Raw genomic sequence first — 14,830 nt, 5'->3', positions numbered from 1 at the left:
GCGGTGGACAGCAGGCACACTGGGCGACCGCGCCCGCGCGCCTGTACGACGGCCTGCGGCGGCGTCGGCGGTGGCTGGTGCCGCTGCTCGTGGTGCTGATGCTCACCCAGATGGCCGTGGCGATGGTGACCGCGGCGGCGGAGCAGACGCCGACGATCGACGAACCGGTGTACGTCGCCACGGCCACCGACTATCTGCACGAGCACCGGCTGCGCTACAACCCCGAGCACCCGCCGCTCGGCAAGCTCGTGATCATGGCGGGGGTGGCGATCTCCGACCCGCACTACGACGCCTCGTTCCCCGGCAGTCAGGGGCAGGTGGGGCGGCATCTGCTGTACGAGTCGGGGAACGACCCGTGGCGGCTGATGCTGTGGGCCCGGCTGCCGGTGATCGCGCTGACGCTGCTGTTCGGGCTGGTCGTCCTGGCCTTCGCGCGCGAGCTCGCCGGTACGGCGGCCGGGCTGACGGCGCTGGCCCTGTACGCCTTCTCCCCCGATGTCATCGCGCACGGATCACTGGCCACACTGGACGTGCCCACGGCCGGGTTCGTGCTGACGTCGGCGTGGCTGGTGTGGCGGGCCCGCCGCGCACCCCGGCGGTATCTGCCGCTCGCCGGGGCGGCACTCGGCGCGGCGCTGGCCACCAAGATGAGCGCGCTGCCCGCGATTCCGGTGCTGATGGCGCTGGCCGTCGTGTCCGTGTGGCGCGCCCGCCGTCCGGAGGGTCGTGCCGAGCGCCGCAGGGCTCTCGCGCTCGGTCTGGCGGGCGCGGCCGTGGTGGCGTTCGTCGCGGTCGCCGTCGTATGGGCGACGTATCTCGCGGTCGACCCGCGGCTGCGGTTCTCCCCCGCCGAGCCGGTGCCGGTCATCCGCGGACTGCACGAGCGCCTGGTCGAACTCATGCCGTTCCCGGGGGCGTTCCGGGCCGGGATGCGTGCCCAGTTCGGCCTGGAGAACCTCCCGTGGCAGGGCTATCTGTTCGGCCGCCTCTACACCGGCTCGCTCTGGTACTACCTCCCGGCCGCCCTGCTGGTGAAGACCCCGCTCGGCATGCTCGCGCTGTGGGCGGCGGGTGCCGTCGTGGTCGTCGCGGTGCGACGGCTGCGGCCCGCCGCGCCGTATCTGCTCGTCCCGCCCGCCGCGCTGCTGTTCGCCGCGATGACCGGCTCGCGGGACTTCGGCACGCGGTACGCCCTTTTCATGCCGATGTTCCTCGCGGTTGCGGGCGGCTGTGTCCTCGCGGTCGCGGGCGGCTGCGTCCTCGCCGTGCGGTGGCGGTGGGCGCCGCTGGCTGCCGGGGCGCTGGTGGCCTTCGCCGCCGTCAGTTCGCTGCGCACGTACCCGTATTACCTGCCGTACTCCAACGAGGCGTTCGGCGGACCGGCGAAGACCCATCTGCGGCTGCACGACTCCAACGTGGACTGGGGTCAGGACCTCGGCAGGCTCGCCGACCGGCTGGAGCATCGGTACCGGGGCGAGCGGGTCTGGCTCGTGTACAAGGGCAGTGCGGTGCCGTCGTACTACGGTGTCCACGCGTCGGATCCGCGCAAGGTGCCGGAGGACGACGTTCACGGACTGCTGGTGGTGTCGGACTCATGGGTCGCCAAGGCCCGCGGAAAACTGGCCGAATTGATCAAGACCGCTCATCCGATCGACGAGGTCGGGCACTCGATCACGATCTACCGACGCTGACCCGGGGACCGCTCCCCACCCGCAGGCTGTGAGTCCGCCTCGGAGCCGATCCGGGCACTCGCGCACCCCCTGGTCACCACGGTCCGTGAGCTATGTTGAGGTTTCGTGGGAGACAAAGGAGGCGCACCGGTGTCATCGCCGCAGCAGGCACGCGCGCAGGCGTCCGCGATCACCTCGGGCAAGACCGTTCCGGAGGCGGTAGCTGCACCGACCTCCCAGCTCAGGGAGCTCTTCGACGGTCCGCGACTGTCTCCGGGGCAGCGCCGCATCGCCCAGTACCTGATCGAGCACATCACCGAGGCCGCGTTCCTGTCGATCACCGATCTCGCCGAGCGGGTGGGTGTCAGCCAGCCGTCGGTGACCCGGTTCGCCGCCGCCGTCGGCTTCAGCGGTTACCCCGCGCTACGGGAGAAGCTCCAGTCGATCGCCCTGCGCACCCTCGCCGGCGGCCCCGGCGCGGCCGACGAGGACCGCAGCAACGAACTCCAGGCCGCCGTCGACGCCGAGATCCAGAACCTGGAGAACCTCCGGCGCGACTTCGCCGACCCCGACCGGGTCATCCGGCTCGGCCGCGAGCTGTCCCGCTCGACCCCGCTGACCGTGCTCGGGCTGCGCATCTCCGTGTCGCTGGCCGAGTACTTCGCCTACGCCGCCCGCCGCATCCACCCCGACGTACGGCTGGTGACCCGGGGCGGCACCGTCGCCTACGACGCGCTGCTGCAGTCGCGCGAGGCGGGCGGCACGTGGGTGCTGGCGTTCGCGATGCCGCGGCACGCGCAGGAGACGCTGACCGCGATCCAGGTCGCGCGCGGCGCGGGCCTGCGGGTCGCCCTGATCACCGACCTTGCGCTCGGGCCGCTGGCCGACGAGGCCGATGTCACCTTCACCACCGGCACCGGCTCCCGCCTGGTCTTCGACTCCTATGCCGCACCGGGCCTGATGTCCGCCGCGCTGCTCCAGGCCATGACCGACGCCGACCCGGAGCGCACCCAGGCCCGCCTCGAGGACTACGAGCAGGTCGCCGAGCAGCACCAGTTCTTCCTCAAGGACTGACACCCGGTCCGGCCGCCACCGACCCGGCGGTTCCCCTCCCCTTTCGCCCACAAGGCTTTGTACGGGGACTATTCACCTCATATCGCGCATGAATGTTTTCATACGTCTTGCAAAGGCGACGGCATATATAAATACTGCTCACGGATCGCACCCGCCCCGAGAAAGCCGACGGACCGCCCATGCGCACGCAGCCCCACCCGCCGCGCCGGCACCCGACGCCCGGGGCCCCAGAACGGACACCCCCAGCCGCCGTCCCTACCCACGTCGGTGCCAGGGGTGTTCGGTCGGGCGACGCCCGCACGGCTCGCCCGTGGTGGCGGCCCCGGTCATCCCCTAGACCGGGGCCGCCCCAGAACCCGTCGGACCACCCCTCACGACGCCGCACACCGCACACCCGGAAGCGATGATCATGACCCTGACGACCACCACGCGCATCAGCCAGGACTGGCCCTGCCAGGTCAAGACGCCCGGCAGCTATGACTGGGAGCGCTCGGCTGCCAAGTGGCTCCGGGAGCTGGTACCGGCCCGCTACGCCAGCTATCCGGCGCTCATCCGCCACCCCGTGCTGCTCGCCCGGCACGCGCAGATCCAGGTCCAGCACGAGGTCCGGGTGGCACGGACGGCGCTGCAGACCGCGCGGGCCGAACTGCCCGTGCTGGGGATACCCGAGTCGGTCATCGAGCACACGATCAAGCTGTACGCGGCCGAGGTCATGCAGCTGCAGCACATCGCCCGCAGCGTCCGGGCGGTCACCGAGGCCCTCGTCGGACACAGCACGGGCCGCTGACCCGCCGGTCCCCGGCCGGCGGAGCGAAGCCGGACGCCCAGGGGCATCGATCCCCAGAGGTGTGAACGGACTGACCCAGGTGTGCGATGCTCGCTTCGTGACGAGTGAACCCGCACCACAGGCGGAGAGCGGCACCGTCCCCGACCTGGCGGCGCTGGCCAAGGTGGTGGCCAGACAGCGCGCGGAGATGGACCGGCTGCGGGAGCAGGCGGCGACCTCGGCCGTACTGGAGCGCGCCAAGGGTGCGCTGATGGCCATGACGGGCTGCTCCCCGGACACCGCACACGACGAACTCGTCGAACGCGCCAGGACCGGGCACCGCACCCTCGTCGAGGAGTGCTGGCTCACGCTCGGCGCGCTGATGCCACCGCAGGCCCCCGCCCTCGACGCCACGGACTCCACCGGGGTCGCGGCCGTCACCGGGTCCGCTCCCGTCCGGCCCGAGGGGACCGCCCTGTGGGAGGCCCCGGCCACCGAACCCGACGACCGCTCCGAGGTGCTCGCCCGCCTCGGCAAGGCCCTGGTCCACATCGACTCGCCCCTGGAACTCGCCGAGTCCCTGCTGGCTCATCTCGGTCCGGACGTGGGCGCCGATGCCGTCGTGCTCTATGCGCTGCGGCCCGACGGCGGACTCGAACTCGTCGGGCACGCGGGCCTCGACGAGACCTCCGCGGGCCAGTGGCGCCATGTGCCGCCGCTGAGCGGAGTCGCCGCGCTGGACGCGCTGCGGGCCCGGGAGCCGCGCTGGCTGGAGGACTTCGCCACGGACCGGGACCGGTACCTGCTGATCGGTGATCCGCCCGAGCGGTGGCTGTCGCGAGCCTGGCTGCCCGTGCCGACGGGCGGCACGGCCGACGTCGTGCTGGGCGTCCTGCGCCGGCCCGCCGGCCCCTTCACCGCGCGCGACCGGGAACTTCTGCGGGCCGCGGCGCGGCTCTGCGCCGGCCGGCTGCGCGCCTTCGACCAGGCGCAGGAGCGCACCGCCGAGGGTGTCTCCGACACGGTGCAGACGGTGTTCGACGCCCTGCCGGGCGCGGCGGTGCTGCTGACCCCGCTGCGCGGCACAGCGGGTGAGGTGGAGGACTACCGGATCGACGCCGCGACCCCACAGGCCGTCGACGTCCTCGGCCGGACCGGGCGTGAGCTGCTCGGCCTGCGCATCCTCGAGTGCTACCCGTCGGTCGCGGGCGAGCCGCTGTGGCAGGGGTACCTGACGGCGCTCGGCGGCCACGAGCCGTATCAGAGCGAGCCGTTCGTCTATCACGAGGTCGTCGACGGGGTGCGGGAGACCGCCACGTATTCGGTGCACGCGACGCGGCTGGGCGACGCACTGCTGGTCAGCTGGGTCCGGCACGACCCCACGACCCGGCAGGAGCAGCGGCTGGCGGACGTGCAGCGGCTGGGCAACCTCGGCTGGGCGAGCTGGAACCTGGCCACCCGTGAGGCGACCTGGTCGCCCCAGGTCTACGCCCTGCTGGGCCGGGACCCCGCACGCGGCCCGGTCCGCCTGCGGCAGCTGCCGGACCTCGCGCTGCCCGAGGACGCTCCCGCGCTGTCCCACGCCGTCACCGAACTCGTCCGCGCCGGGGAGCCGTTCGACGTCCCCTTCCGGATCAGGTCCGCCTCCGGCACACGGCATCTGCGCGCCGTCGCCGAGGCGGTGGCGGACCCGGACGGCACGCCCGTCGAGGTGCACGGCTTCGTACAGGACCTCACCGCGCAGCGCAACGCCGAACTCGCGCTGGTGGAGAGCGAGCGGGCCGTCCTGCTGCAGCGCGGGATCCTGCAGGCCGAGCGGGCACTGGCCACCCGGCTCCAGCACGCGCTGCTGCCGCTGCCCAAGGCACCCGTGCGACTGGCCGGGCTGCGGGTCGAAGTCGCCTATCTTCCCGCCCGGTCGGAGATCCATGTCGGCGGCGACTGGTTCAGCGCCATCGAACTGCCCGACGCGGACGCGCTGTTCGTGATCGGCGACGTGGCGGGCCACGGCATCGACGCGGTGGCCACCATGGCCCAGCTCCGCTTCACCGCCAAAGGCATGGTCAGCACGGGTTCCTCGCTGACCGGCGCGCTCGCCCGGCTGAACACCCTGCTGCTGCACTCCAGGGACAGCAACACGACCGCCACCATGGTCCTCGCCCGGTACGCAAGGCAGGATCACCGGCTGAAGTGGGCCCAGGCGGGCCACCTGCCGCCGCTGCTCGTGCGCCGGGGCGAGGCACGCTATCTGGACCGGCCCGACGGCATCCTGCTCGGGGCGAGCACGTCCCCGGAGTTTGAATCCGCGGAGTGCCCCCTGGAGCCCGGGGACCGGCTGCTGCTGTTCACCGACGGTCTGGTCGAGCGGCCGGGCGAGCATCTCGACACGGGCCTGGACCGTCTCGCCGAGGCCGTCCTCACCCATGACAGTACGGGGGCCCGCGCAACGGACGACGACAAGGGGACCGACTCCCTGGACGCGCTGCTCACCGCGATGCTGGAGGGCGAGCGCCGGGACGACGTGTGCGTCCTGGACATCCGGGTGCCTCGGGCCAAGACGTAGGGCGCGGCCGTCAGTCCTCGTCGCGGTGCCACCAGTACCAGCACAGGCCCACGACGAGGGCGATCAGGAAAACGGCGGGCAGCACGAGGCCCGGGATGCGGGAGCCGCTCATCGGGGACGCCTTCGGATCAGGGCGGCAAGAAGCCGTACGTCAGGTGCCCCATGGTGACGTACGGGGGGATTTCGGTCACCGCGCTTTTCCGCAGTCGTTGCCGGGCGTTCGAGTATCCGGCAATGATGTCATTCCACCGGGTGACCAGGTACGACGCCCCGTCCGCCCAGCCGCCCGTCAGCCGCCGTCGGTGCTCGTGCGGGACTCCAGTACCCGGCGGGTGTCGTTGCCGTAGACCCCGGTCTCGTCCCCGGATATGCCGTACCAGAGCTGGAAGCGGGCCACGGCCTCGGTGAGGACGGTGTCGTAGTGACCGTCGGTGGAGCCGTCACGGTAGACGTCCGGGACGGCCAGCAGGCGCTGCTGGAGTTCGGTGACCTCGGGGCCGCTGTCGCCCTGGCGCAGGGTGCCCGGACCGTCCGGGTCGGTGGCCGAGGTGGCGGTGGCCGTGGCCGTAGCAGTACTGGGTGCGGCGGGTGCGGTCGTGGGCGGAGAGGCGGATGGGGCGGGGGTGGCGGCGTCTCCTCGGCCGGGCAGCAGCAGCGCGCCGCCGAAGCCGACCAGTGCGGCCGCGGACACCGCGACCACGACGCCCACCCGGCGCAGTCCGGTGCCGAGGCCGAAACGGCCGCCGACCGGTGTCGCGTGCCGGGCGTGGCCGAGGGGCGGCAGTTCCTGGGTCTCGTCCTCGGCTACGTCGCGCCACCGCGGGTTCGCGACGGCCTCGTAGCTCTCCGCGTCCGCCGTGCCCTCGGCGTCCTGCCGCATCTCCCGCATCAACTCCGCGAGGGCGTCGAAGCGGCGCAGGCGCAGGACGCGGACGGGTTCCAGGACCGGGCCGTGGGGCGGCTGTTCAGGGTCGGGCGGTGTCGACACACTGCTCTCCTTCCGCGATCCCCGTGAGGAGATACGGAAGGGGCGTCGCGCCGGTTCAGCGTCGGGCCGAGCCGGGCCCGCTCCCGAGGAAACGGCGCAGGGACTTCGTCATCGCGGCGACGAAGGCGTCCCTGGTCCCGTCCGTGAGGGCGTCCAGGGACAGATACGGGTTGAGATCCTCCAGCTCGACCAGCAGGAGACCGCCGTCCGGGGCGCGGCAGGCGTCGACGCGCTGGATGCCGTGTTCGAGGCCGTTCCAGTCGATGAAGCGCCGGGCGAACTCCAGGTCCTCGGGCGTGGGTTCGTAGGGCTCCAGCCGCCAGCGCCGCGCGGCGTCCGGCGCGTACAGGGCGTACTGGAAGTCGTGGTCGACGAAGTAGAACGACACCTCGTAGGAGAAGTCCACGCACGGCTGGACGAGCACGGTCCCGTCGGCCGGGTCTCGCAGCCGGTCGGCGAGCACGGTCCCGTCGGCGGGGACGATCTCCATGCCTATCGAGTCCGCGCCGAGCTTGGGCTTGACCACGTAGCGGTCGGCGGCCGGCAGCCGGTGCAGGTCCTCGGCCCGGTCCACGGTGGGGATGACGGGGAAACCGGCCGCGGTGAGATCGAGCAGATACTGCTTGCCTGCCATGTCCGCCCGGCCGGTGAGCGGGTTGTACACCCGCGTCCCGTCGCTCAGCGCGCGTGCGCGGAAGGCGTCGTACGCCTCCTGGTACCCGAGGACCGGGCCGCTGTTGCGGATCACCACGGCGTCGAAGCCGTCCATCAGCGCCACCGTGTCCAGCGGATGGCAGAGCGCCAGGTCGAAGTGCTCGCGCAGCCGGGAGGTAAGAAAGATGTCCTCGTCGCAGTAGCGCCGCCCGCGGGCCGGGTATGCCAGGTCGGTGACGTAGAGGACACGGGGGCCGACGGCGGGCATGGGGGCTCCTCGGGCATCGGGGCGGGCAGGTGCAGAAAGGTTACGTCGCCGAGTCTGGCCTGAATGTGCCGACACTCAGTTCCCCCTCAAGTGTGCACTGAGTGCCATATGCGGCGGTCGAGTGCTACGTTCGCGTCCATGAGCTCCAGCAGCGCGGCAGCGTCCGCGAAGCCGCCCATGCGGGACGCCCTGGTCGCGGCGGCATTCCAGCTGTTCCTGGAACGCGGGTACGAGCAGACCACCGTCGACGACATCGTGGCACTCGCCGGAGTGGGCCGACGCTCGTTCTTCCGCTACTTCCCCTCCAAGGAGGACGTGGTCTTCCCCGACCACGAGCGCTGCCTGGCCGACATGACCGCCTTTCTGGCGGGGAGCGAGGCGGACGCGGAGCCCGTGCGGCGGGTCTGCGACGCGGCCCGGCTGGTGCTGCGGATGTACGCCGAGAACCCCACCTTCTCCGTGCAGCGCTACCGGCTCACCAAGAAGGTGCCGGGACTGCGGGCCTACGAGCTGTCGGTGGTGTGGCGCTACGAGCGGGCGCTCGCGGAGTACCTTCGCGGGCGCTTCGCGGGGCGGCCCGACGGGACCCTCCAGGCCGACGTGATCGCGGCCGCGGTGGTCGCCGCGCACAACAACGCGCTGCGCTCGTGGCTGCGTTCGGACGGCCAGGGCGACGCCGGCGCCACGGTGGATCACGCACTGGGCTACGTACAGTCCGCCTTCGGCCGGCCCGGGACGCCGGAGCCCGCCGAGAAGATCCCGGTACGCCCGGAAGGCCCCTTCGTGTCCGTGGGGGCGGGGCGGTCCGGGGATCCCGAGGACGTGGTCGTGCTCGTCTCCCGGCGCGGGGCCCCGCTGTGGCGCATGGTGCAGGAGATCGAGTCGACCCTCGGTCGCGACTGAAAATTCTGGGTACCGAGTGCCTTTACGAGTGGCACTCAGTGCCATACTCTGTGGGCGTGCACGGTGGCACGGTGAGCCGCGCACATGCGTGCACGGCCCGCGCCGGCACGCGGGATTCCGGCCGAGCGCAGGGAGTTGACCAGCGTGTACCACCACTCAGGAAGCGTCGTTCATTCGGCGGCCGGCTCCGCGACGAGCGTCCTCGACCCCGTGTCCGCGCCCGTGTCCGCGTCCAAGTCCGCGTCCAAGTCCGTGTCCGCGGACACCAGGGACGCCATCGTCTACCAGCGCTGCACCTGGTGCGGCACCGCGATGTACCAGCGGCTGCTGTGTCCGGTGTGCCAGGGCAGCGAGCTGCGGACGGAGCGCAGTGAGGGCACGGGCACGGTCCGGCACTCCACGGTGGTGCACCGCAACACGCCCGCCGCGCGCAACGTCTCGCTGATCGAGATGGCCGAGGGGTTCGTCGTACGGGGCCGGGTCATGGGCCATCCGGTGGGCATCCACAGCGGGGACCGCGTCCGGCTGTCCACGGCCAAGGATCCCGTCCGCAGCGAGCCGGTCTTCCAGCTCCTCGACGAGCCGTACCGCGCCTGGACCTGACGCCTCCGCACCGGCTCCCCACCAGTCTCGGCCATTGTCGCGATCACCCCTTCTTCACAGGCAACCCACAACCTCTTCTCTCCGTCCTCCGGGGCGCGAGGGACCCCCGGGACGGCCGGGGCGTCCGAACTCGCCGTGCGAGGAGGGGAAACAGTGGTCCGTGCCCGGCGAATATGGGTCACCGCCGCCGCGGTGCTCGCGGTGGCGGGAGGATCCTCGGGATGGTCGGCGCAGGCTCAACAGCCGCCTGAGAGCAAGCCCTTGGCGGCCGCGACCGACGGGAGCCTGCCACCCGGCTGGCGCATCGCCGGGAAGCCCACGGCACCCCAGTTGGTGTGGCGGTCCCCGGCTCCGGTGCCGATGGGCGACGCCCGGGTCGAATTCCGGTCCGAAGGCCGGTTGTTGGGAGTCCCGGCACCGGGGAAGGACGAGCACACCTTCCGGCTCGACGTCGACGGCGTCCGGCCGGGCGATCTGAAGAGCCTCGAAGTCTGGTCCGGCGGACGACGGCTGGACGCCGCGGGAGCCGGCCGAGCGAGCGGCGCCCGGTCGGCGGCAAGGCCTCCGGCCCCGCTGCCCGCGAACTCCGTGGACCCCGGCAAGCCGGGCTCGTACCGTACGGTGACCGGTGAGTACAGCCTCAAGTCCGTGCGTCTGCCCGGGTTCTCGGCACCCGTGGAGATGCGTGCCGTGGTGGTGGCGCCGGCCGGTGCCACCGGCCGCCGCCCGCTCGCGCTGTTCCTGCACGGCCGCCACGCCACCTGCTACGTCCCGCACGGCGAGGTCACCGGCGATTGGCCCTGCCCGCGAGGCAGCAAGCCGGTGCCGAGCCACCGCGGCTATCTGAGCGACCAGAAGCTGCTGGCCTCGCAGGGCTATGTGACGGTGTCGATCGCGGCCAACGGCATCAACGGTCAGGACTTCGCCGCCGAGGACGGCGGAGCGCAGGCCCGTTCGTCGCTGGTGCGGCTGCACCTGGCCCAGTGGGCCGACTGGGCCGACCACCCCGGCTCGGCACCGGCGGTCGTACGGAACGCGCCGCGCGCCGATCTGTCCCGGGTGCTGCTGATCGGGCACTCCCGCGGTGGCGAGGGCGTGAACCGGGCTGCGCTGGACAGCCTGTACCCGCCGCCCGCCGGCCAGGACGGCTACCACGGCAAGGTGCGCTGGCACATCAGCGGCACCGTCCTCATCGGCCCCACCGTCTTCGGCCAGAACCCGGTGGCCGACGTGCCCTCGACGACGATCCTGCCCGGCTGTGACGGCGATGTCTCCGACCTCCAGGGCGAGGTGTACATCGACGGCACCCGCGCGGTCAGCAACGGCACCGCCCTGCACAGCGCGGTCTATGTCATCGGCGCCAACCACAACTACTTCAACACCGAGTGGACTCCGGGCAAGGCACAGGCCCCCGCGGAGGACGACTTCTGGGACGACCCGAACCACCGGGACCCGGTGTGCTCGAAGCGCGCCGCCACCCGGCTGACCCCCGACCAGCAGCACAAGGCCGGTTCCACGTACATCGCGGCCGCGGCCCGGCTGTTCGTCGCCGGTGACGACCGGGTGCGTCCGCTGCTCGACGGCTCGGGACGGCGCGCCCCGTCCGCGGATCCCGCGCGCGTCCTCAGCCACGCGGTCGGTGCCGGCCGCGGTGCCGGGTTCCTCCCGGACGGCAAGGTGTCCGTGACCGGCGGCAAGCTCTGCTCCGCGGTGGATCCCAGCCCGGCCGTGGCCTGCCTGGGCCGGGGCGCCACGGGGGCTTCGCCGCACTTCGCGATGTGGGAGCCGGACAAGGAGGCCGGGCGGCACGCGATCGCGCTGCGCTGGACGTCCGCCGGTTCCGCCGTGCGGGTGAAGACGGCCGAGCCGCTGTCCCTGGCCGGGTCCAAGGAACTGGCGCTGCGGCTGTTCGTGCCGCCGAACTCGAAGGGGACGCAGCTGGACGTGTCCGTCACCGACACCCACGGCCGCCGGGCGACCCTCGGCCGCGCCCATGCGGACGGGCTGCCGGGCAGCGACCGGACCGCGTCGTACTGGGCCCGCGAGGTGCGGGTGCCGCTGACGGCGGCCACCCGGGCCGGGCTCGATCTGCGCCACGTCAAGTCGCTGGAGCTGACGCCGCGTTCACGCAAGGGGCAGGCCTGGCTGATGGACGCCTGGGGCTGGCGCCCCGGCACTCCCGCGGTACGGGCGGCCGCGCTGCCGCGCGTCGACGTGGGCCGTACGACGGTGGACGAGGGTGACTCGGGCGTGCGCACCTACCGGGTGCCGGTCCAGGTGTCCGGGCAGGGCAGCGGCCAGGTCCGGGTGTATGTCTTCGACCCGGCGACCGGCAGCGCCAGGAACCGGGTCGTGACCGTACGGCCCGGCGGCCACGACATCGACGTACCGGTCGAGGTGAAGGGCAACACGCGCTACGGCTCGGAGGTCCAGCACAACATTGCGGTGAAGGCGATCCACCGTGCGGTCGTCGGCTCCTACCGGGGCGGGATCACCGTGCGCGACGACGACCCCGCGCCCAAGGTCACCGTGACCCCGGTCGCCGACAAGGTGAAGGAGGGCAAGACCCTGAAGTGGCGGCTGTCGCTGTCCGAGGCCGCCGACAACGACCTCACGACGGTGTTCACCGCGGTCCCGGTCTCCGGAACGGAGCTGTCCACCAAGGACGTGGACCCGCACTGGCTCGCTGAGGCCTCCGTCGCGGAGCCCGACCCGGAACGCCCGCTGTCCAAGGCGTCCGTCCATCTGTGGGTGAACATCCCGGCCGGCCGGACGAGCACCGAGGTGACCCTGCCCACGGTCAAGGACCGGGTCACCGAGCCCGAGGAGTCCGTGAGCCTGAGGCAGCTGGACGACAACGGCGCGCCGCTGCCCGACGGACTGGTGCTGGGCGGCACGGTGCTGAACGCGTCCTGACCTGCCCTGCCCTGAGGGAGCGACGGCTCCCTCAGGGCGTCAGGGTCACCCGGATCCCGACTGTGCCGTCCCGCCCGTTGCGCAGCCGGCTGCCCAGCAGTGTGAGGCGGCCGAGGATGCCGTACTTGCGGGCGATGAGGGCGCGGTAGAGGCCGGCCGTGGCCGCGTCGCCGATCTCCGCGGTCGCGGGGACCTGGTCCCCGGTCGGGTTCCCGCGCACGTCGCAGGCCCCGACGACGACGTCCGCGCGGCGGCGGATCCGCTTGACCTTCCAGGAACCGGCCGCCGTCCACACACCGAGCGCGTCCCCGTCCCGGACCACCCAGACCGGGGTGGCGACCGGCGTTCCGTCCTTGCGGTAACTGGTGACCAGCAGGTACTTGCCCGATGCGAGCCGGTCCAGCGACGTGTCATCCATGAGCGGCAGTCTAGGCGGAGGCCCGCCGTCCGAGCAGTTCGAGATAGCGCCGGGCGAAGAGATAGGCGTCTCCCGGCCAGCGTGCCGACAGATAGGTGCCGTCCTGGACGACGAAGGCGTGCGTGTCGTCGGCGGCGGTTCCCCGTCGGGTGAGCACTTTGGGCCCTCGCTCGAACTGGGCGCCCGGGTCGGCGAGCGCGGAGCGCACCTCGTCCTCCACATACGCCGGGTAGGTGCGGTAGTAGCGGCCGAGGCGCCAGGCGGTCGTGAGATAGGCGGTGCGTTCCATGTACTTGGGCAGACAGGTCGTACGGCGGCCGGCCAGCACGCTGCGGCCGGTCCCCGGGTCCTGGGCCCGGGCCAGCACCAGCACCCCGTGACAGATGGCACCCACGGGCCTGCCGAGCGCCCAGAACCGGGCGACCTGCCGCTGGAGCTCGGGCGAACCGAGGTACTGCCGCATACCGGGCGCGTGTCCGCCGGGCAGCAGCAGCCCGTCGAAGTCGTCCACCGTCACCTCCGCCCAGGCGGCCGTGGCCGTGAACTCCGGTGCCGCGGTGAGCTGTTCGTACCAGCGCTTGGGCTCGCCCGCCGCTCCCAGCTGTCCGAAGAGCACTCCGGTGAGCAGCCGGGGATCGGCGGCGGGCCGGGTCCCGGCGCGTTCGGTGGCGAGCACCACTTCGTGTCCCGCCTCGGTGAGCAGCCGCCAGGGCACGGCCACCTCGGTCACGTCGAAGTCCTGGTCGGGGACCGGCATCAGCACGCGCATGGGCCCATGATGGCAGCCGGGCCATGTGTCCATGACACGGCGGTCCGTCTCACCCGAGAGCGGCCGCCATCCTGCGCACGCCGTCCGTGATCAGCTCCGGCGACGTGCCCAGATTCAGGCGTACGTGTCCGGCGCCGCCCGTGCCGAAGGGGATCCCGGAGGTGAGGGCGACCCGGCCGCGCGCCAGGAAGACCTGGGCCGGATCGTCGCCCAGACCCAGGGCTCGGCAGTCGAGCCAGGCGAGGTAGGTGGCCTCCGCCGGGCGGTGGCGGACGCCAGGCAGGTGTTCGGCCAGCAGCGCGGTGAGCAGCCGCCGGTTGTCGTCGAGGCCGGCCAGCAGCGCGTCCAGCCAGGCGCCGCCGTCCGCCAGTGCGGCGGTGTGGGCGATGATCCCGAGGTGGCTGGGGCCGTGGCTCACCTCCTCGGGCAGCCGGGCCAGGTCGGCGGCCGCCCGGGGCCCGGCGATCGCGAGCGCGGCCTTCAGGCCGGCCAGGTTCCAGGCCTTCGACGCCGACATCAGTGACAGACCGCTCTCGCCGCCCGGCACGCTCAGATACGGCACGAAGGCGGCCCCCGCGGCGGTCAGCGGGGCGTGGATCTCGTCCGCCACGACGCGCACGCCGTGGCGTTCGGCGAGGGCGGCGACGGCGGCCAGCTCTTCGGCGGTGTGCACGGTTCCGGTCGGGTTGTGCGGGCTGCACAGCAGGTACGCGGCCCGCCCGCCCCCGGCGACGGCCCGCCGGAACGCCTCCTCCAGCCCGTCGAGGTCGATGCGCAGGTCGGAGCCGAGCGGGGCCTGAAGCACCCGCCGGTCCATGTGCTCGACGAACTGGAAGAACGGCGGATAGACCGGCGAGTTGACGACCACCGGGTCCCCGGGCCCGGTGACAAGCCTGAGCATCTCGACGACGCCCAGCATCACGTCCGGCACGATCGCGGTGCGCTCCACGGCCAGACCGTCCCAGCTCCACCGTTTGGCGGCGAACGCGGCCAGCGCCTCGGCGTAGGCGGTGCCCGCCGGGTAGCCGGTGTCCCCGAGTTCGAGCGCCTCGGTGAGCGCGCGGACGACGGGCGCGGCGAGCGGCACGTCCATCTCGGCCACCCACAGCGGCAGCACGTCTTCGGGATAGGCGCGCCATTTCATGCTCGTGCGACGTCGGAGGCGGTCGAGGGTGAGTGCGCGCAGGGGGTTCGGTTCACCTGTCGTCTCGTGCGGGATGCTGGTCATGGGGCTCAAG

12 protein-coding genes are annotated in these 14,830 nt (G+C 72.5%); 7 read left to right on the top strand and 5 right to left on the bottom strand.

Annotated features, from left to right (window positions below; translation table 11 throughout):
- Window positions 1-98: 98 nt before the first annotated feature.
- From N8I87_RS36600 to N8I87_RS36585, 4 genes are all read left to right on the top strand, one after another.
- Complete coding sequence (locus N8I87_RS36600; RefSeq protein ID WP_411577407.1) at window positions 99-1,691, top strand: phospholipid carrier-dependent glycosyltransferase; 1,593 nt, start codon at window positions 99-101, stop codon at window positions 1,689-1,691.
- A 129-nt stretch (window positions 1,692-1,820) separates the two neighbouring features.
- On the top strand, window positions 1,821-2,744 hold the full coding sequence (locus N8I87_RS36595; protein ID WP_263215145.1) for a MurR/RpiR family transcriptional regulator: 924 nt from the start codon (window positions 1,821-1,823) through the stop codon (window positions 2,742-2,744).
- 403 nt (window positions 2,745-3,147) lie between these two features.
- Window positions 3,148-3,531 (top strand): hypothetical protein, encoded by a 384-nt coding sequence (locus tag N8I87_RS36590; protein WP_263215144.1) that lies wholly within the window; start codon window positions 3,148-3,150, stop codon window positions 3,529-3,531.
- A gap of 97 nt (window positions 3,532-3,628) precedes the next feature.
- Entirely contained in the window at window positions 3,629-6,073 is a 2,445-nt protein-coding gene (locus tag N8I87_RS36585) for a SpoIIE family protein phosphatase (protein WP_411577329.1), read from the top strand.
- A 289-nt stretch (window positions 6,074-6,362) separates the two neighbouring features.
- Here the strand turns inward: N8I87_RS36585 and N8I87_RS36580 are convergent, their stop codons facing one another.
- A complete protein-coding gene (locus tag N8I87_RS36580; RefSeq protein WP_263215143.1) occupies window positions 6,363-7,061 on the bottom strand; it encodes a peptidoglycan-binding domain-containing protein in 699 nt (232 codons plus the stop codon).
- A gap of 55 nt (window positions 7,062-7,116) precedes the next feature.
- Window positions 7,117-7,983 (bottom strand): ATP-grasp domain-containing protein, encoded by an 867-nt coding sequence (locus tag N8I87_RS36575; protein ID WP_263215142.1) that lies wholly within the window; start codon window positions 7,981-7,983, stop codon window positions 7,117-7,119.
- 177 nt (window positions 7,984-8,160) lie between these two features.
- Here N8I87_RS36575 and N8I87_RS36570 point away from each other — a divergent pair, with 177 nt between their 5' ends.
- The 3 genes from N8I87_RS36570 (at window position 8,161) to N8I87_RS36560 (ending at window position 12,405) form a co-directional block, all read left to right on the top strand.
- Window positions 8,161-8,886 (top strand): TetR family transcriptional regulator, encoded by a 726-nt coding sequence (locus N8I87_RS36570; RefSeq protein ID WP_411577406.1) that lies wholly within the window; start codon window positions 8,161-8,163, stop codon window positions 8,884-8,886.
- Between the two features lie 144 nt (window positions 8,887-9,030).
- Window positions 9,031-9,489, top strand: a complete 459-nt coding sequence (locus tag N8I87_RS36565) for a Zn-ribbon domain-containing OB-fold protein (protein WP_263216843.1) — start codon at window positions 9,031-9,033, stop codon at window positions 9,487-9,489.
- 153 nt (window positions 9,490-9,642) lie between these two features.
- Window positions 9,643-12,405, top strand: a complete 2,763-nt coding sequence (locus N8I87_RS36560; protein WP_263215140.1) for an alpha/beta hydrolase — start codon at window positions 9,643-9,645, stop codon at window positions 12,403-12,405.
- 31 nt (window positions 12,406-12,436) lie between these two features.
- Here N8I87_RS36560 and N8I87_RS36555 read toward each other — a convergent pair whose 3' ends face one another.
- From N8I87_RS36555 to N8I87_RS36545, 3 genes are read right to left on the bottom strand one after another with little or no spacing between them, the layout of a single operon-like run.
- Entirely contained in the window at window positions 12,437-12,823 is a 387-nt protein-coding gene (locus N8I87_RS36555; protein ID WP_263215139.1) for a PPOX class F420-dependent oxidoreductase, read from the bottom strand.
- Between the two features lie 10 nt (window positions 12,824-12,833).
- Window positions 12,834-13,592, bottom strand: a complete 759-nt coding sequence (locus tag N8I87_RS36550; protein ID WP_263215138.1) for a type 1 glutamine amidotransferase domain-containing protein — start codon at window positions 13,590-13,592, stop codon at window positions 12,834-12,836.
- A gap of 49 nt (window positions 13,593-13,641) precedes the next feature.
- Complete coding sequence (locus N8I87_RS36545) at window positions 13,642-14,820, bottom strand: MalY/PatB family protein (RefSeq protein ID WP_263215137.1); 1,179 nt, start codon at window positions 14,818-14,820, stop codon at window positions 13,642-13,644.
- Window positions 14,821-14,830 lie beyond the last annotated feature (10 nt).

Origin of the sequence: Streptomyces sp. HUAS 15-9, from assembly GCF_025642155.1 — a bacterium.
GTDB lineage: Bacteria > Actinomycetota > Actinomycetes > Streptomycetales > Streptomycetaceae > Streptomyces.
Note: the sequence above shows the minus strand (reverse complement) of the source record. Positions and strands in the feature narration are given on the sequence as shown.